The 17808-nt window shown below is 47.0% G+C and carries 12 protein-coding genes and 2 pseudogenes; 6 read left to right on the top strand and 8 right to left on the bottom strand.

All coding sequences use genetic code 11. From position 1 onward, the window contains the following. Window positions 1-467 precede the first annotated feature (467 nt). Window positions 468-2696, top strand: coding sequence for a catalase/peroxidase HPI (gene katG / locus NDI35_RS10750; RefSeq protein ID WP_445312726.1), 2229 nt, complete (start codon window positions 468-470; stop codon window positions 2694-2696). 240 nt (window positions 2697-2936) lie between these two features. On the opposite strand, the pseudogene NDI35_RS10745 reads toward katG, so the two are convergent. After that, window positions 2937-3044, bottom strand: a pseudogene (locus tag NDI35_RS10745) (IS1 family transposase); the annotation flags it as partial. Between the two features lie 244 nt (window positions 3045-3288). Here NDI35_RS10745 and NDI35_RS10740 point away from each other — a divergent pair. Together NDI35_RS10740 and NDI35_RS10735 are read left to right on the top strand one after the other, a co-directional pair. After that, complete coding sequence (locus tag NDI35_RS10740; RefSeq protein ID WP_445312725.1) at window positions 3289-3879, top strand: class I SAM-dependent methyltransferase; 591 nt, start codon at window positions 3289-3291, stop codon at window positions 3877-3879. 560 nt (window positions 3880-4439) lie between these two features. Beyond that, window positions 4440-5637 (top strand): annotated as a pseudogene (locus NDI35_RS10735) (IS4 family transposase). Window positions 5638-5842: 205 nt separating this feature from the next. Here the strand turns inward: NDI35_RS10735 and crn3 are convergent. The 7 genes from crn3 to NDI35_RS10700 all read right to left on the bottom strand — a co-directional run bounded on the left by crn3 (window position 5843) and on the right by NDI35_RS10700 (window position 12164). Beyond that, the gene (crn3, locus tag NDI35_RS10730; protein WP_445312724.1) at window positions 5843-6175 is read right to left on the bottom strand and encodes a CRISPR-associated ring nuclease Crn3/Csx3; all 333 of its coding nucleotides are present in this window, start codon (window positions 6173-6175) and stop codon (window positions 5843-5845) included. Window positions 6176-6218: 43 nt separating this feature from the next. Beyond that, complete coding sequence (locus NDI35_RS10725; RefSeq protein WP_445312723.1) at window positions 6219-7148, bottom strand: DUF192 domain-containing protein; 930 nt, start codon at window positions 7146-7148, stop codon at window positions 6219-6221. A gap of 19 nt (window positions 7149-7167) precedes the next feature. Then, entirely contained in the window at window positions 7168-8898 is a 1731-nt protein-coding gene (locus NDI35_RS10720; protein WP_445312722.1) for an NAD+ synthase, read from the bottom strand. Between the two features lie 87 nt (window positions 8899-8985). Further along, entirely contained in the window at window positions 8986-9279 is a 294-nt protein-coding gene (locus NDI35_RS10715; protein WP_333060255.1) for an isochorismate lyase, read from the bottom strand. A 70-nt stretch (window positions 9280-9349) separates the two neighbouring features. Beyond that, window positions 9350-10099 carry an NUDIX hydrolase gene (locus NDI35_RS10710; protein WP_445312721.1) on the bottom strand — a complete coding sequence of 250 codons (750 nt, stop codon included), beginning with the start codon at window positions 10097-10099 and terminating at the stop codon, window positions 9350-9352. Next, complete coding sequence (locus NDI35_RS10705) at window positions 10060-10659, bottom strand: nicotinate-nucleotide adenylyltransferase (RefSeq protein ID WP_445312720.1); 600 nt, start codon at window positions 10657-10659, stop codon at window positions 10060-10062. Before NDI35_RS10705 ends, NDI35_RS10710 begins: the two co-directional genes overlap by 40 nt. 104 nt (window positions 10660-10763) lie before the next feature. Further along, window positions 10764-12164 carry a nicotinate phosphoribosyltransferase gene (locus tag NDI35_RS10700; protein WP_445312719.1) on the bottom strand — a complete coding sequence of 467 codons (1401 nt, stop codon included), beginning with the start codon at window positions 12162-12164 and terminating at the stop codon, window positions 10764-10766. Window positions 12165-12662: 498 nt separating this feature from the next. Here NDI35_RS10700 and NDI35_RS10695 point away from each other — a divergent pair, with 498 nt between their 5' ends. From NDI35_RS10695 to NDI35_RS10685, 3 genes are all read left to right on the top strand, one after another. Then, window positions 12663-12812 (top strand): isochorismate synthase, encoded by a 150-nt coding sequence (locus NDI35_RS10695; RefSeq protein WP_333049849.1) that lies wholly within the window; start codon window positions 12663-12665, stop codon window positions 12810-12812. Window positions 12813-13548: 736 nt separating this feature from the next. Further along, on the top strand, window positions 13549-15336 hold the full coding sequence (locus tag NDI35_RS10690; RefSeq protein ID WP_445312718.1) for an NHLP bacteriocin system secretion protein: 1788 nt from the start codon (window positions 13549-13551) through the stop codon (window positions 15334-15336). Window positions 15337-15537: 201 nt separating this feature from the next. Further along, entirely contained in the window at window positions 15538-17748 is a 2211-nt protein-coding gene (locus NDI35_RS10685; RefSeq protein WP_445312717.1) for an NHLP family bacteriocin export ABC transporter peptidase/permease/ATPase subunit, read from the top strand. The last annotated feature ends 60 nt before the right edge of the window (window positions 17749-17808 follow it).

Genomic DNA, 17808 nt, shown 5'->3' with positions numbered 1-17808 from the left:
GAGGATTGGCGATCGCCTGAGTGCCAGTTGCGTAAGTCCTGAGTCAGTTAAAGCCCCATTCTTCTGGATGAAAAATAAGAGATTTAGGGGTTTAAAGCAGACCCTAGTTTAGTTAAATCTTGCGATTCATAGGGCGAATCACACCTGCCCGATTACCTCGTGGCAGATGCGTAAGCCCGTCAGTTGAGTCAGATGGAGCTGTCGTTACACTTAGGGGTGTCTCAGCATCATGTCAGCTTTATGGAAAGTGACCCCGCTCAACCAGAGCGGGTACAGGCTCACTCTTGGGTTATTAGTATAACCGTTTGTTTCAAATTACAAATCCATTGTTTCAAATCCTAACGTTGATTATATTTCTCTTACATTATTTGCTCATCGATTATCCCAGTAATTACCATAATGCTATTTGTTGGCAATACCCGCAGTACATCAAAAAACCTACCCACACACCTCGATAGGAAAATACTATGAGCAACGGAAGTGGATGCCCATTTACGGGCGGCGGTCAGAAATCTCAGCCTCGTCATAGGCCGTCAAACCGAGACTGGTGGCCGCATTATTTGAATCTGAGCATCCTCCACCAACACACCCCCCAGGCCAATCCTATGGGTGAGGCGTTCAACTATGCTGAGGAGTTCAAGAGTCTTGACTTAGCTGCCTTGAGGGCAGATATCTACGAGCTGATGACCACCTCCCAGGACTGGTGGCCAGCCGACTACGGCCATTATGGGCCGCTCTTCATTCGGATGGCTTGGCACAGCGCCGGCACATATCGTATTGGCGACGGTCGCGGCGGCGCGGGTTCGGGTAGCCAGCGGTTTGAACCCCTCAACAGTTGGCCGGACAATGCCAACCTCGACAAGGCGCGCATGTTGCTTTGGCCAATCAAGCAGAAATACGGCAAGAAAATCTCGTGGGCCGACCTCATGATCTTCGCCGGCAACTGCGCGCTTGAGTCAATGGGTTTCAAGACGTTGGGTTTTGCCGGTGGGCGCGTGGATGTCTGGCAGCCAGAGGAAGACATCTACTGGGGTTCTGAGAAAGCCTGGCTCGGCAATGAGCGTTACGAAGAAGATCGGGTGCTCCTGAATCCTCTCGCTGCCGTTCAGATGGGACTGATCTACGTGAACCCGGAAGGGCCAGACGGCGAACCCGATCCGGTCGGCTCAGGGCGCGATATTCGCGAAACCTTTGGTCGGATGGCGATGAACGACGAGGAGACAGTCGCGCTCACCGCCGGTGGGCACACGTTCGGCAAATGTCACGGTGCGGGCGAGGCGACGCACGTAGGGGCTGATCCTGGGGGTGCCACCATCATCGATCAGGGCCTCGGCTGGAAGAACGCCTTTAACACGGGTGTCGGCGTCGATGCGATCACCAGCGGTATCGAAGGCGCATGGACTCCCACTCCGACGCAGTGGGACAACAGCTATCTCGAAACCCTGTTCAAATATGACTGGGAGCTGACGAAAAGCCCCGCTGGCGCGTGGCAATGGAAGCCCAAGGGCGACGCTGGTACGGGTACGGTACCCGACGCGCACGATCCGTCGAAACGGCACGCCCCCATGATGACCACGGCGGATATGGCGATGAAGATGGACCCCATCTACAACCAGATTGCGCGACGTTACCACGACAACCCGGATGAGTTTGCCGAGGCGTTCGCCAGGGCGTGGTTCAAGCTGACGCACCGCGACATGGGTCCCCGCTCGCGCTATCTCGGCCCGGAGGTTCCCCAGGAAGAGTTCTTGTGGCAAGATCCCATTCCCGCAGTCGATCGTGAATTGATTGATGAGCAGGACATCGCTGCCCTCAAAGCCAAGATTCTTGCTTCGGGACTGTCTGTCTCCCAACTCGTTTCGACTGCTTGGGCGTCGGCGTCAACGTTCCGCTGCTCCGATATGCGCGGTGGAGCGAACGGGGGGCGCATTCGTCTCGCGCCACAGAAGGATTGGGAAGTCAACCAGCCAGAGCAGTTGGCAGCAGTGCTGCAAACCCTGGAGGGCATCCAACAGGAGTTCAACAGCTCGCAGTCTGGCGGCAAGCGGGTTTCGCTCGCTGATTTGATCGTTCTGGGCGGATGCGCGGGCATTGAGCAAGCGGCGAAAAATGCCGGTCACGACGTGACGGTTCCCTTCAAGCCGGGACGCACGGATGCGCTGCAAGAGAAAACGGATGTCGAGTCCTTCGCCGTGCTTGAGCCGACTGCGGACGGGTTCCGCAACTACAAAGGCGGCAAACATAGCGAATCGCTTGAGGAGTTGCTGGTGGATCGGGCGCAATTACTGTCTCTGACAGCCCCTCAAATGACGGCGCTGATCGGTGGCCTGCGCGTTCTGGGTGCAAACTATCAAGGGTCTAAACACGGCGTCTTTACCCATCGCCCAGAGACGTTGACCAATGACTTCTTCGTGAACCTGCTCGACCTGGGTACGACGTGGAAGGCGACCTCTGAAGATGAGTATGAGTTCGAGGGGAGCGATCGCAAAACCGGCGACCTGAAGTGGACTGCTACCCGTGTTGACCTCATCTTCGGCTCAAACTCTCAGCTCCGCGCCCTGGCGGAAGTCTATGGATGTGTGGACTCGCAGCAGAAGTTTGTCAATGACTTTGTGGCGGCGTGGGACAAGGTGATGAACCTTGACCGCTATGACCTTCGCACAGTCTTAGCGAAAACCTCTGCCAGGAGTTTCTAGGCGTAACTTCAACCGATCGTCGGCGACGGGAGATCGAGGTTACGTTAACCCGCGGCAATCCTAAATGCGGGTAGAAGCTAGAGACAAAAATGAGAGCGGCGTTTCAACTTGTCTTGAGACACCGCTCTGGGCTTTAGGCACTGATGCCAAAGCTGTTTAGAAACATGAACGCGATATTAGTCACGTTGTAAGATGTGCCCATGGTATCGGGGTAGTAGTAAATATTTAGTGATTGAATATTTATTGCCTTAAAGTCGAGTTGTAATGATGGACTAAATACCAAATAGCACCAATATGGTTTTCTAACTTTTTAGAAAAAGAGAGAGGCTTTCTTACGAAATGTGACACTAGGTTAATGCTGGATAAGATCGATATAGAAGATAATATTCAGCAAAAGTGACGGATAACACCCAATAACCCGGACTTAACCTGCTTTCGTTTCTGTTTAATTCCTTAAAACTAGGATGTTACTAACCGATCTGATGGATAATCCACCCCCCGGTAAAGGTGTTATCCAGCCTATCTGCGGTTGAATACACAGTTATATTTTTTTGGCATCAAATGTGCCAATAGCAACAATTGGAGAAAACAGATGTGGGATGAAAGATACAGTGCACAAGAGTACGTATATGGCACAAACCCGAACAAGTTTTTGGAAGCAAACGTCAGCAGTATTCCAAAAGGTCAAGTTCTGAGCTTGGCCGAAGGAGAAGGGCGGAATGCCGTTTTCCTTGCGAAACAGGGTTACTCTGTAACCGCTGTAGATGCCTCTCTAGTTGGTTTGAATAAAGCCAAAAAGTTGGCAGAGGAGAACGGGGTGGTTGTTGAGTTTATTCATGCTAATTTAGCAGATTATGATTTAGGCGAGAATAAATGGGACGGAATTGTATCTATATTTTGTCCGTTGCCCTCTTCAATAAGAAAACAACTTCATAAAAAAGTTGAAGCAGGGTTAAAGCAAAACGGTGTGTTTTTGCTTGAAGCTTATACACCCGATCAGTTGAAGCACGGTACTGGCGGCGGAAATTCAGTAGATTCGATGCAATCTAAAGAATCTTTAAGCCGTGAGTTAGCTGGCTTAAAGTTTAGGCATCTAATTGAGCTTGAGCGTGATGTAGTAGAAGGTATTTATCACACTGGCATTGGCGCAGTAGTTCAGGCGATCGCATCAAAAGAAATATAACATTCTGGTGCAGCGGATTGCCTGAAGCTGCTTAGGTGAGATGCAGAGATCCAAACAACGGCTGACCAAAACCGTTAGCTCTCTTTGCACAAAGGTGTTGCGCTCTCTCCGTACAGCCAAGAGTCTGCTTCTGGTGCCATCCCAAATGCAACTATTGGTCACTGTTAAACCATTCGCGATCGCCTAGCTGTTTTGCTAGCCATTGGTAATACTCAGCGATCTGTTCTTTCGCATTCCCTTCCACCTCAACCAGCGGTGCGATAGCCCAATCGAGTCATGTTTGGTTTCACGTTAAGTGATTCAAAAGTAAGGGCTTGACAGGCTCAATCTAAGGTACAGCGAGGGGCGATCGCACTGGGTCTATTTGGCGTTACAAAATCGCACTGCGCCTATTCGGCTTTACAAAAGATCAAAACCAAAGCTATTAAATTGGAGAAAATACCAAATGAAATTATACTGAGAGGGTGACAACCGAGGTGAAACCCAGACGGGGCAATTGTTTGAGATAATGGAGAAGTCGTAAAAAAAAGCGGGTGGCCTGTGGAGCCACCCCCAAAAAAATGCTAAAGACATTCTACCAAAAGTTATTGCGAATCCATTTGAGTGAAAATCAAGCACTCATCTTAGAACTCTTAGTTCTGATGCTTCAAAGCCATCGACAAGTCAGATTATCAAGATTGGCTAACATCTTCCCGCAACCGATTCAATACAAGAGTCGCGTGCGAAGTCTCCAGCGATTTCTTAAACTTCCCCAAATGTCGGCCAAGTTGCTCTGGTTTCCGATAATCAAGACCGCTTTAAAATCTGAATTTAGAGAGAAACAATTAAATAGAGCGCAACGGAGAAAGGGCTCAAAATTAAGATTTAAAACTAAAAACTATGTAGCCGTTGCTCTCGACCGAACTCAATGGAGAGACCGGAATCTACTCATGGTCACGATAATTTGGGGAAGTCATGCTTTGCCAATATATTGGGAGTTACTCTCGAAGTTAGGCAGTAGTTCTTTCTCTGAACAAAAACGGGTATTGGGGCCGGTACTAGCTCTTTTAAAACCTTATCCTGTCGTGGTAATAGGAGACGCCTGAGTTTCATAGTGCAAAGCTTGCAGACTGGCTCAGGACAAAGGGTGTAGACATCGTATTTCGGCAAAAAAAGAGTGCTTTTGTAGCCACTTCCGACCAGCCGGGTCAGCCGTTAAAAAAACAAGGATTTCAATCCGGAGAATCTCATTTCTTCACTAATGTAACTATTCAAAAAGCTGAACCTGTTTATGAATTTAACTTAGGAGTTTATTGGCAACGACGTTATCGAAAAAAAGGGGTGAAAGAACCATGGTATTTATTGACTACACTTTCCAACTCTAAGCTGGTTAAAGACCTTTATCAAGCGCGATGGGGCAGCGAAATGATGTTTAGAGATTGTAAAAGTGGAGGCTATAATCTCGAATCGACTCGGGTGGATTCAACCCGATTTTTAGCCTTGGTTTTGTTGATTACTTTTGCTTATTGGTTAGCGACTCTTGGAGGTCATGAGTTCCAATCTAAGCACTTAGTAGCTTACCTCGGTCGAAAAGAAAAGACTCCTAATAATTTTCCCCATCACAGTATTTTTTGGCTCGGATTATCTGGTTATGCTTGGAGCCAATCCCTAGTTGTCTGGCGAGACCAGATGTTAGCATTGATGGCCCTAAAGTCCCATAAAGCTCAGAATTTTCGCCAAGGGCTAAAGGCTCTATCCCTTGTAGAGCAATCTCTCTAGCTGTCTTGTCACCCTCTCAGGGACAAAACAGATTCGCGCGGTTGTATGGCGATCGACTAATGTTTATGAACAGTTGCTGCCTATTCTTTCTAGGCTATTATCCCATTTGGTTTGGCTGTTGTCGTCAAGATATACTCAACTTGAGCCGGAGTAAGAGTCGGATTGGCATTCAAAACCAAAGCCGCTACACCCGCTACGGAGAGTCTTAATCGCTTGGTAAACTCAATTTTAATACCTGTCCAACAGATACCTCGTGCTTGTGCGTCGCTACTACCACCGCACCTTCTAATCGCGGATCGTAACATCCCACCCAAGCTGCAGGATGACATTCGTGTACTAAATACCCGTACAGCCAAATTGCTCCTCTACCTTCAATGACAATTCCTTGGCTTAATTGAACGTCTTGAGGAAGTTTCAAACCTTGTAAATCATTTGGCGTGATGATACCGTCTTGAGTTGTAATACGCAATCGCAAATGTTGGTAAGCTAAACCGTCTTGAGTTTGATTGGGGATTATTTTTAATTCAATAGGATTCATTGGATGCACAAATGTTTAAGGCTGCGATAAAATCATATACCTTTTAGGGTAAATTGGGAATCCGATCGCCAACTTTGAGTCCCAATTGGGCCGCCCTTCCGCCTCTGAGTTCAATAACTCCGTCAACGGGAACATCCGGGCCGTAGTTGGGGCAACTTTCGCTCAAACACGGCGGTACGTTAGGAATTATTGCCTGCACGACGCCTTCCCGCAGAAAAACCATATCCAGCTCAATCAACACGTTTTTCATCCAAAAACGCACGTTTCGCGCGGGTTCGATGGGAAAAAGCATTCCCCTGTCATCTGGCAATTCTGTCCGAAACATTAAACCTGTGGCTTGTTCTTGGGGAGTTTGCGCCACTTCCAGTCCGATCGCGCGATCGGCTATAATCGTGTTAACCGAAATTGGCAAAAGCTGACCCCTATCTAATCCGCCAAAAATCGAAATAAAGTTGGATTCAGTCAGATTAGAATTTCCCGAAACAACTCCTAAATATTTGCCTGAATTTTTATCTTTCATAAGAGTTTGGTTCTCGGAAACAGAAAGCTCTAAATCGCTAAACTTCATGCCTTCTGTCAAGACAATTTTATCATTGCCGTTGCCAAAATCTGTAATTGTATCGGCTTCAGTAATAGTAGATGCGGCGGATGTTCTTTCAATCACAAATAAATCCTCCCCCGCCCCTCCTGTCAAGATATCCCTGCCTTCGCCGCCTATTAGCAAATCGTTACCCCGATCGCCAAATATCCAATCGGAGTCTTGTCCTCCATAGATTGTATCGCTTCCCTGACCGCCAGACAGCGTATCAGCGCCTTCATTTCCTGCTAGCAAATCATTTTCTCGAGCGCCAAAAATTCGGTCGTTTCCCCCCAAACCTTGAACAGTATCATTACCCGCAAATCCTCTAATCGTATCGTTGCTGAGAGTTCCCAGGAGAAAATCGAAGCCGAAACTACCGTCGATGTTAACCATTTTGCGTTTAATGATGCGTTTAATAAAATGAAGATTTGGCGATCGGCATCCGCCAACCGGTACCAAAAGCTCGATCGCTAATTTTCAAACCAGGGGCTGCTTGCCGCCGTTTAAACTCCGCTTGCCTCACTAATTTTACTACACGTTTAACCACCGCTTCATCGTGTCCTGCCGCCACAATTTGTTGGGCAGATTCGTGATGTTCGATCAACCGCTGCAAGATGTCATCCAAAACATCGTAATCCGGCAAAGAATCTTGGTCAACTTGTCCCGGTTTCAGTTCAGCACTCGGCGGCTTAGTAATAATATTAACCGGAATAATTTCCTTTCCCAAGTCAGCCTGATTTTTAATCTTCTCACTCCCAGAATTCAGCCACCGACAAAGCGAATAAACGCGAGTTTTCGGCACATCGGCAATCACCGCCAATCCCCCATTCATATCGCCGTAGAGAGTGCAGTAACCCACAGCCATTTCCGACTTATTCCCAGTCGAAAGCAGCAAATGTCCGAACTTATTGGAAATTGCCATCAACAGATTGCCTCGAATCCGCGATTGAATATTTTCCTCAGCAATCCCGAAAGTTGTGTTGACAAACAAATTGGCGAGAGTGCGATCGTAAGTTTTCATCAAATCGCCGATCGGCAATAGTTCGATCGCGATGCCCAGATTTCGGGCTAATTCCAAAGCATCATTAACCGAATGATCCGAACTGTAAGGAGAAGGCATCAGCACCCCTAGAACATTTTCGGGCCCGATCGCGCAACTGGCGATCGCCGCCACCAAAGCCGAATCTATCCCGCCGCTCAAACCGAGTACAACCTTAGAAAAACCGCACTTGCGAACATAATCTCGCACTCCCAAAACCAAAGCCGCCCATATTTCGGCATCTCCTTCTGCCGGATGAAAACTTAAATCTGTTGTGGATCGGGCAAGATGCCCGATCCCGCCGCTGCCAACTAAATCTTGTTTAGCTGCGTCATATTCCAGCACCGCAAAATCCGTTTCAAAAGAAGCTAATACCTGAATTAAATCACCCTTTCGATTCACAGCAAAACTGCTGCCGTCAAAAATAATATCGTCATTTCCCCCTACCTGATTAGCGTAAATAATCGGTAGCCCGCAGCGGATGACGCTGTGCTGCAACATCGCCGATCGCACTCCCCGCTTCCCCGCCGAATAAGGCGATGCCGACAAATTCAGCACTAAATCTACACCCAATTTTGCCAAATCGGAAACAGGATCGCCTGCGTAACTGCGTTTACCCCAAAATTCCTCATTGTTCCACAAATCTTCACAAATTGTCACGCCGACTTTGAGTTCGCCAATAGAAAAGTAATTGCTGTTTTCTCCCGGTTCAAAATATCTATCTTCATCAAATACATCATAAGTAGGCAACAAGCGTTTATGAAAAACTTGTTTGACAACGCCATTTTGCAACAAAACAGCGCTATTAAACAATGATTTTCCGCCGAGTTTAACAGCATTAGCATTAGGTAAGGCAGTACCTGCTATGACTGCCAACTCCGGCGGCAAAGCTTGCGCCAGTTGCTGCAACTGTGCACCTGCATCTGCAATGAAACTCGGATTAATTAACAAATCGCGGGGCGGATAACCGATCAGGGAAAGTTCCGGTGTTAGCAATAAGTTTGCGCCCTCAACCTCAGCTTTTTTCGCAGCCTCCAGAATTAGGTTGGAGTTACCAAAGATATCACCAATAGTAGGGTTGAGTTGTGCGATCGCAATTTTCATATCACCAAATCACTTAATAAATATTGCTAACAATCCGCCCGCGCGGACTCACTTTCCTATAGTCCTAGATTTGAATGTAGCGAAAACTTACTCAGATTTGTAATGTTTTAACTCTTCCTCAATATAATAATTTACCAAATCCCGGTAAATATTTTCCACGACATCAGGATTCAAACCCGATTCTTTAGCCCACTCGCGCCGCTGTTGTAACATAGCCTGAAAGCGATCCGACGATCGAACGCTAGCTTCACTCGTTTTGAACCTTGCAGCCGCGATGACGTATTGAAATCTCTTGCTCAAAGCCTCGATCACTTCTCGATCGATAATATCAATTTCCTCCCGAACTTCGTGAATATTAGCGCATTCATCAGGGTCTTTCATCGTGTGCACTCCTTAATAGCTTCTATTCTAATGTTACTAAATTGATCCCAGAATGTCATCTAAGGAACAGCTAAATAAACACCAGTGGCTTATTTTTGAAAGGAGCAAAAGCGGCCGCATCAAAGCGGTACAAACTAGCAGGGCGGCCCGCCCCGCGCGAAACCTTAACACCGGTATCGCACAAAAAACCCAATTTCAACAATCGAGCTCTAAAATTAGAATAATCAGAAAAATTTTCCCCCAAAATAGTTGTATAAAGTTGATACAAATCGCTCAAAGTAAAAAGTTCCGGCAAAACTTCAAAAGCTACCGGGCTGTATTCAAGTTTGTTACGCAGTCGCCGATATCCGTATTCGAGAATTTGATTGTGATCGAAGGCAAGCTGTGGAACTTGTTGCACGGGATACCAGGCAATACCGCCGACACGGTGCCCGACACCTGCGACTACACTCCCAGCGATTAACTCAGCTTCCTCAAAGCGTACCAAAGCAAAATAACTAACCGAAAGATAACGATCGCCCCTGGTAACTTCCCGAGGATCGCGCCCCGGTTCTCCAAAAGTATACAATTGCTCCAGATACAAATTTTTTACCCGAATTTTCTCAGACAAAATTCGGTAAGCCGCATTTTCAAGAGACTCCCCCTGACGCACCAAAGTACCGGGAAGACTCCAAGAATCGATAAACGGTTCGTCTTGCCGCATTACCAACAGCACCAACAAGCGGTTCTGCACGGTATCGACGGAAAAAATAACATTATCTACTCCTACTTTAAAGTCAGCTAATGAGCAACCCTCGCTCTTTTTTGTGCCTCGTGCCATGCGTACAAATGCTCCCTATGGATGTAATCTTCGATGGTCGGAGTCAGAGCTTCCCTGTCTCCTGTTTCCCGATAGGAAGTAGAAGAAACATTGGGAGCACTCAAAGATGCGATCGCCACGTCTGCACCCAGGCGCCTCAACTGCCACAAATCTAATTGTTCTGACGGATAACCCGGTCGCGGTACTATCAGCAAATCCACTTGTTTTAACAAGTGTTCAAATTTGTACCAGCGAGACAGTTGGCCCACCAAGTCCGAACCTATTACCAGCGTCAAATCTGCATTCGGCCACAGCAATCTTGCTTGTTCCACCGTTTCCACCGTTCTCGGACTGCTGAGTTCTGGATGCAAGCAAAGATTGTGTCTGGGCGAATTAATTTCTTGAATCATTAACAGCAGCATTGCCGATCGGTGTTCGAGAGAAGTCTGGTGCGACTTAAAAGGATTGTCCGACGCCCAAACTGCTACCCAATCAAAATGTTGGGAAAGCCAACTTAGAATTGTTTTATGTCCCGCTGTGGGTGGATCGGCACTGGTTCCAAAAAGAGCAATCTTCTGCATAGGTAATCGGTAATGGGGAATTGTTGACTGTTGACTGTTGACTGTTGACTGTTGACTGTTGACTACTGACTACTGACTAATGACTACTGACTAATGACTACTGACTAATGACTCTTTTTCGTTTTTTGGGTGAGACTCTGCAAATCTGTAGAAATTTCCACCTGTGGCGAAATCGGGTTGTCAAGTTGGCGAGTTTCGGGGCGAAGACTGGCGACAGAAGCAGCAGTTCGTTTGGCGATATCGTCCAAACTTTCCGGGTTCTGGACTCGTTTGCCGTCCTTGACAACCAATTTCATTAATGGTATAGAATCGCAATTCTTAATATTTTCTCCGGACAATGCCAAACAATCTCCGAGAATTTGCCCATTTTCAATATGTCTAAAAATTTGCTTTCTTCCTGGATATGTTACCTTGCCGCTTGCCTCTTTCATCACCGGAATTCCGTCAATTTCCACCAACTTATAAACACCGTTGACAGGGGAACCGCTGACCAACTTGGTTCCCAAACCGTAACCGTCAATGCAAGCACCGCTACTTTTTAATTTAGCAATTTCTCGATCGTCCAAATCGCCACTAGCAAAAATTGGAACGCCCGGAAGGATCGATCGAACTTCCCGAGACAGCACCGCCAAATCGCCCGAATCCAGCCGCACGCCTTCCAACTGCATTTCACCGCTGTTTACTCGATCGGCTAACATCCGCGCCGCCGCCACAGTATCATAAGTATCTATCAGCAGCGGCGCCCCCGGAAAATAGCGGTGAAACGCTGCAAACGCCTGATTCTCGCTGCCTTCGAGGGCAGCCACAGCCATTACCAAAGCATGGGCGATCGTACCGACAGGCTTGCGGCCCAGCTTCAAAGCAGCCAAAATATTAGAAGTTCCATCGAACCCCGCAGCCAGGGCAGCCCTAGCCGCCCAAACAGCAGCTTGAGGCCCAAAAGCCCTGCGCGTCCCGAATTCCAGCAACTTAGCCTCCGGGCCCGCCGCATCCCGCAGCCGCGCTGCCCGCGTCGCAATCAAAGTTTGATAATTTATGGCATTCAATAAATAAGTTTCCACTAACTGAGCCTGCCACAGAGGAGCCTCAATTCGCAGCAGAGGCTCATTGGCAAACACCGCCGTCCCCTCCGGCACTGCCCAAACATCGCCAGTAAAACGGGCTGTGGCGAGTAAAGTCCAAAATCGCTCCGGGGCACCTGCAAAAATCCCAGTGGACTGCAAAGCCTGAATTTGCGCCGGCGAAAACCGAAATTTTTCCAAATAATCGATAACTTGCGCCAAACCCATCGCGATCGCGTAGCCAAAACCCTCTGGCAGCCTGCGCGCGAATAATTCAAAACTCGCGACCCGCCCGTCGAGCCCTTCCCCGACGTAACAAGCGGCCATCGTTAGCTGGTAGAGATCGGTCAAAAGGCTGTAATCTGCTGAAGAAACCGTTAGTTCCCGGTCTTCTAAGATTTCTTCAAAACCTGTGAGCTGCAGGCTTTCTGTGGTAGTTTTCATAAGAAAAACCCCGAACAAACTTCTTTTTTTTAATTATAGTGACAAACACCATATCTTTTTGTAAATATTTGATAAAGATTGCAGATATTTGTCGGAAAAATTCGCTTATTATGCCCTTTAATAGCGGATTTCGGTTAAGTTGTACATTAATATTATGGTTAAACCAATATAAATACTGAATTTAACAAACTCAGGAATTAAGCACAAACACTCAAGCGTTCCGGGTTTTTTGCGAAAATATTTCGTTGCAGCCTTTGAATAGAGTTAGACAACCCGGTTTCTGAGCGTCGGAGGGCGATCGCGAGTGCTTGAGTTAAGCAAGGAAAAATCTACCAGCAAAAGGTCGATCGTCCAAAATGCGTAATGTCTTAAACCTTCTGCTTGCTTTATTGTTGCAGACCAATAAGTAATTCAAATAAATATTGCTAAACTCATCCACAACCCAAAAATCAGAGTAATATTAAAAGTATCAGAACTCAGACAAGAGAGGCAGATTCTATGAATCTTTCTAAATCTTTGGCAAACGCGATGCGTTACGTTTCGGAAGCAGCGGTGCGGATTTTTAGCCCCAGCGATGACAACTATCCAAATAGTGGAGTTCAACCTTTTGAGGGTAAGCTCTCCAAAAGTTCTAAATCGAGAGAATGAACAGCCCTTCCGGCAGTTTCTAGTGAGTTCGGCACACGCATTCAGTTTAACAGTCAACAGTTAACAATTAACTGTTGACTGTTGACTGTTGACTTTGACTGTTAATAGTAATTGTAGGTGGGGTTTCTCTTCGTTCTACCAAACCTACAATTACCAATCACCAATTACACTGAACTTCCCCAATAGACAAAAGGTATATTCAGTGTAGAGTAAGCTTTTTAAAGATTGTGGCTGCCAGTTTACTGGGTACAAATCAGAGAAACACCAAGCAAATCTAGAGCCTTTTGTTGCAGGGGGGTTGGTTCAGTAATCTTATCAAGAACAAAACTATATAGCAATCCTTAGCAGCACATTTTAAGTTGCTACTTCGATACCTTAGAGTAATTCTACTCATTGACAAAAGTGTTTTTAGCTTAACTGGTGAGCAATGTGTAGGCACTGGCTGCGGGCGATACCTAGCCGAAAGTTCGGGTCATTCCCCGGTCTGAAGACTGGCTGTAAGCTGGTCTTTTTGTTAGCTGAAAACTCTACTGTTAGTTAGGTCTTACGAGGGTTAATTGTCGTAAAGTGATTTTACAGGCAAGCTGCAAACAGGAGTGAGAACATTCAAGTAATTGTAGGGAAGCTTTGAACGTTTGTTGGGAAATTGTTTGTGCCTCAATTGACTTGCAAGGAATTTCCTCTTCAAATACACCCCTGCTTACAGCCGCGATCGCACTCTCGAAAGGAATAGCTGATGCAGGTAAAACAAAACAAACTTTTCACTACCGAAGCGATCGATCGCTTATCTTCACCGGAACGCCTCGACGAAAGGATGCAGGTGGTTAGTCCTCGATCGTGGCTGCCACTAACTGCAATTGGCTGTTTAGTTGCTGCTGCGGGGGTTTGGAGTGCGATCGGGCGAATTCCGCTGACTGTTTCCGGTCAAGGCGTGTTGCTTCTGCCCCGCCGCGTCGTGCAATTTCAAGCTGCGAGTTCCGGTCAATTGGTAAAGCTCAATATCAAGCCTGGAGATGCTGTTAAACGGGGTCAGGAAATCGGTAGAATAGATAAACTAGACCTCAAGCAGCAGCTAGAGCAAGAGAAAGCGAAATTAGCGGAACTGCAAGGGCAAAAACAAGATACTAATAAGCTGCAAAAACAGCAGATTGCCCTGGAATTAAAAACCCTAGAACAGCAGCAGAAAGACCTTCAAGAAAGCTTAAATAGGGAGTCAGTTGCACCGATATTGCACCAGCAAACTCTGGCAGCATTAGAGCAAAAACGCCAAAGTTTGGAAGAAAGTTTGCGCCGCGAACAAATTGCGCCGGTACTGCGGCAGCAAACTCTGACAGCATTAGCAGAAAAACGCCAAAGTTTGGAAGAAAGTTTGCGCCGGGAACAAGTTGCGCCGATATTGCGGCAGCAAACCCTGGCGGCGATCGCCAAAAAACGCGACAGTCTTTTGCAGCGAAAACAGCACATCACTTCTTTGGTGGAAACTTTGCAGCAGCGGTTTGAAACTCGGCGCGTTCTTTACGAACAAGAGAGGGCTATCAGCGAGGATGTAATGCTGCAAGCGAGACAGGAATTCGCGGACTCTCAGATGCAACTGGCAGATATTGAAACGCAGTTAAAGGAACTCGACGTTCAGAAAACCAATAGCGATCGCGAATTCCTGCAAAATCTCAATAAAATTGACGACATCAAAAACAGCCGGCAGCAACTCAAATTAGAAGCTACGAATACCGAACGAGAGTACCTGCAAAATCTCAACCGCCTTAACGAAATTAAAAACAATCTCCAAGAACTTAAAGTTCAGAAAAGTAACGCCGAACGGGAGTACCTGCAAAACCTGAATAAAATTGACGAAATCAAAACTAAGATTAAAGACATGGAAACCCAAGCGGTCAAACTAGCTCAACAAGATTTAGAAAAGTCGATCGCCCAAACAAATCAAATTCAGGAAGTTAAACGCAAGATTGCCCACTTGCAGAATCAGTTGGCCGCCGACAGCAAAATTACCAGCCAATACGACGGCCGCGTTTTAGAAGTTAGCGCCGTTGCAGGTCAAATGCTGAACATCGGTACAAGGATCGGGACAGTTGAATCTCAAAATGCTCGCGAAAAAATGGTCAGTCTTGTTTATTTTGCTGACAGAGATGGCAAGCAAATTAAACCGGGAATGACTGTACAAGTTACCCCTAGCGTCGTCAAGCGAGAGCGCTACGGCGGCATTGTCGGCAAAGTAACTCAAGTTTCTCCTTTTCCGGTTACTAACCAAGATATGTCCTCAATTATCGGCAATGAAAATTTGGCTGACAGCATCGCCAAAAGCATCGCTGGTGGCGGTGCTCCCGTGCAAATCTTTGTGGAATTACAACAAGATCCGAACACTATCAGCGGTTACAAATGGTCTTCCTCGAACGGGCCTCCTCTCAAGATTTCCCCCGGTACTACGGCGCTAGTTCGGGTTCAAATCGGGCAGTTAGCGCCGATTTCTTACGTACTTCCTATTTTTAGGTCTTTGACAGGAGTTTACTAACAGTTGACAGTTGACAGTTGACAGCGGTCACGCTCGCTTTCTCGTTCCCAGGCAGAGCCTGGGAATGCCGATCAAGAGGCTCTGCCTCGCGGGAGGAGCGAGGCAGAGCCTCGCACCATGCGTTCTTAGGCAGAGCCTAGGAACGAGAGTTAACGAGAGTATTAGTCAGCATTCATCAGTCATTTTACCCATTAATAGCCAATGAAAATTCCCTGGATTGACAAGTTTTTTACGCCGCGGAAATTAAGGCGAGTTCGTACTCCCACCCTGTTACAAATGGAAGCAGTAGAATGTGGTGCTGCTGCTTTAGGAATTATTTTGAGTTACTGCGGACACCCGGTACCTTTAGCTCAATTGCGGAGCGAGTGCGGCGTTTCTCGCGATGGCAGTAAAGCTTCTAATATCCTTAAAGCAGCAAGAATTTACGGCTTAGATGCTAAAGGGTTTAAAAAAACTTTTGAAGAGTTGAAAACTGTACCGCCACCTTTTATTGTTTTTTGGAATTTCAATCACTTTTTGGTGGTTGAGGGGATGAAGAAAAAGCGCGTTTACCTCAACGACCCCGCATCGGGGCCGAGGACTGTTTCCCTAGAAGAATTTAAGTCTGCTTATACAGGCGTTGTTTTGACTTTTGAGCCGGGACCTGAGTTTAAAAAGGGTGGGAAAAAACCGAGTATTGCCCATGCCTTAGATTCCCGATTGCAAAGTTCCCGTTGGGCGATCGCATTTTGTTTAATTGCTGGTTTATTACTGACTGTTCCCCGTTTGGCAGCAGCGGCATTTACCCAAATTTTTGTAGATGAAATTTTGGTCGAAAACCGTCACGAGTGGCTGCGACCTTTAATATTGGGAATGTTGTTTGCCGCTGCTATTCAAGGGCTGCTAGCGCGGATGCGACTTTTCTATTTGCGGCGGCTGGCAAACAAGCTTGCGATTTCGATGTCGGGACAGTTTATCTGGCATACTTTGCGCTTGCCTGTGGGATTTTACACCCAGCGGTTTGCCGGTGAAATTAGCAGCCGCTGCCAAGTTAATGATAAGGTTGCTGAAATTTTATCGGGGAAACTTGCTGCAACTGCGATCGACGCGGTGATGATGGTTTTCTATGCGATAATTATGGTTATGTACGACTGGGTATTGACCAGTGTTGCTGCTGTTTTTGCAGCCTTAAACTTTTTGGCACTGCAATCTTTATCCCGCAGTCGCATCGATGCTAACACCAGATTAGCTCAGGAAACAGGTAAGGTGGGCGGTGCTGCAATTGCAGGCATTCAATCTATAGAAACTGTCAAAGCTAGCGGTTTAGAATTCGATTTATTTTCTAAGTTTGCCGGGTACTATGCGAAAATGAGCAACGCCCAGCAAGAATTGGCTCTACCCACTCAAATCCTGTCAATATTACCAGCATTTTTAACGGCATTAGCGGCAACTGCTATCTTAGTTGTCGGCGGCTTGCGGGTGATGAACGGCGGTTTGAGTATCGGGATGTTAATTGCCTATCAAAGTCTCACTCAACAATTCCTCGAACCTGTTAACAACCTGGTCAATTTTGGCGGCACTTTGCAAGAATTAGAAGCCGATTTAAGCCGACTTGATGACGTTTTACAAAACCCGATAGATCCCGAAGCAGATCGCGATTCTTTTAATAATGAAAACGGCCGCGGCGCGATCGCACCAGATGCTTTTCATTTGCAGGGCTGGATTGAATTGCGCGGTGTCAGTTTTGGCTACAGCCGCTTGGAAGCACCGCTAATTGAAAACTTGAACTTAACCGTAAAACCTGGTCAGCGGGTAGCGTTAGTGGGGGGCAGCGGTTCTGGCAAATCTACTATTGCCAAACTTGTTACCGGACTTTACGAACCAATGAATGGCGAAATTTTATTTGACGGGGTTCCCCGCAATTTGATTCCCCGTTCTATCCTAGCAAATTCGCTGGCAATGGTCGAACAAGAGATATTTCTATTTGCCGGCACTGTTCGGGAAAATCTCACGCTTTGGGACCCGACAGTACCGGAAGCAGATTTAGTCCAAGCGTGCATTGATGCGGCAATTCACGAACTTATTTTGAATATGCCGGGAGGATACGATGCTCAACTCAATGAAGGGGGGACAAATATGAGCGGCGGACAGCGGCAGCGCTTGGAAATTGCCAGGGCATTAGTTAGAAATCCAGCGGTGTTGGTGCTGGATGAAGCAACGAGTGCTTTGGATGCCGAAACAGAGTTAATTATCGATCGCAATTTGAGGCGTCGCGGTACTTCTTGTATTGTGGTTGCTCATCGCTTGAGTACGATTCGAGATTGCGATGAAATTATTATGCTTGCAGGGGGGAAAGTAGTTCAAAGAGGCACTCATGAGGAGTTGCAAAAGCTGGGAGGAGCTTATGCTCGTTTGGTTGGGAACGAGCAATAAACAGCAGAAATAGAGTAGCCAGCCCCACAGTCCGCTAGGGAATGAATTCCCTGTCTCAAA

It is taken from the genome of Microcoleus vaginatus FACHB-2002 (assembly GCF_040004035.1).
Taxonomy (GTDB): domain Bacteria; phylum Cyanobacteriota; class Cyanobacteriia; order Cyanobacteriales; family Microcoleaceae; genus Microcoleus; species Microcoleus vaginatus_C.
This window is presented reverse-complemented; position numbering and strand designations above follow the sequence as displayed.

Bases quoted from the DNA above. Each gene is read 5' to 3' on its own strand.
- katG (WP_445312726.1), top strand. From the start codon at position 468: ATGAGCAACGGAAGTGGATGCCCATTTACGGGCGGCGGTCAGAAATCT.
- NDI35_RS10740 (WP_445312725.1), top strand. From the start codon at position 3,289: ATGTGGGATGAAAGATACAGTGCACAAGAGTACGTATATGGCACAAAC.
- crn3 (WP_445312724.1), bottom strand. From the start codon at position 6,175: ATGAATCCTATTGAATTAAAAATAATCCCCAATCAAACTCAAGACGGT.
- NDI35_RS10725 (WP_445312723.1), bottom strand. From the start codon at position 7,148: ATGGTTAACATCGACGGTAGTTTCGGCTTCGATTTTCTCCTGGGAACT.
- NDI35_RS10720 (WP_445312722.1), bottom strand. From the start codon at position 8,898: ATGAAAATTGCGATCGCACAACTCAACCCTACTATTGGTGATATCTTT.
- NDI35_RS10715 (WP_333060255.1), bottom strand. From the start codon at position 9,279: ATGAAAGACCCTGATGAATGCGCTAATATTCACGAAGTTCGGGAGGAA.
- NDI35_RS10710 (WP_445312721.1), bottom strand. From the start codon at position 10,099: ATGGCACGAGGCACAAAAAAGAGCGAGGGTTGCTCATTAGCTGACTTT.
- NDI35_RS10705 (WP_445312720.1), bottom strand. From the start codon at position 10,659: ATGCAGAAGATTGCTCTTTTTGGAACCAGTGCCGATCCACCCACAGCG.
- NDI35_RS10700 (WP_445312719.1), bottom strand. From the start codon at position 12,164: ATGAAAACTACCACAGAAAGCCTGCAGCTCACAGGTTTTGAAGAAATC.
- NDI35_RS10695 (WP_333049849.1), top strand. From the start codon at position 12,663: ATGAATCTTTCTAAATCTTTGGCAAACGCGATGCGTTACGTTTCGGAA.
- NDI35_RS10690 (WP_445312718.1), top strand. From the start codon at position 13,549: ATGCAGGTAAAACAAAACAAACTTTTCACTACCGAAGCGATCGATCGC.
- NDI35_RS10685 (WP_445312717.1), top strand. From the start codon at position 15,538: ATGAAAATTCCCTGGATTGACAAGTTTTTTACGCCGCGGAAATTAAGG.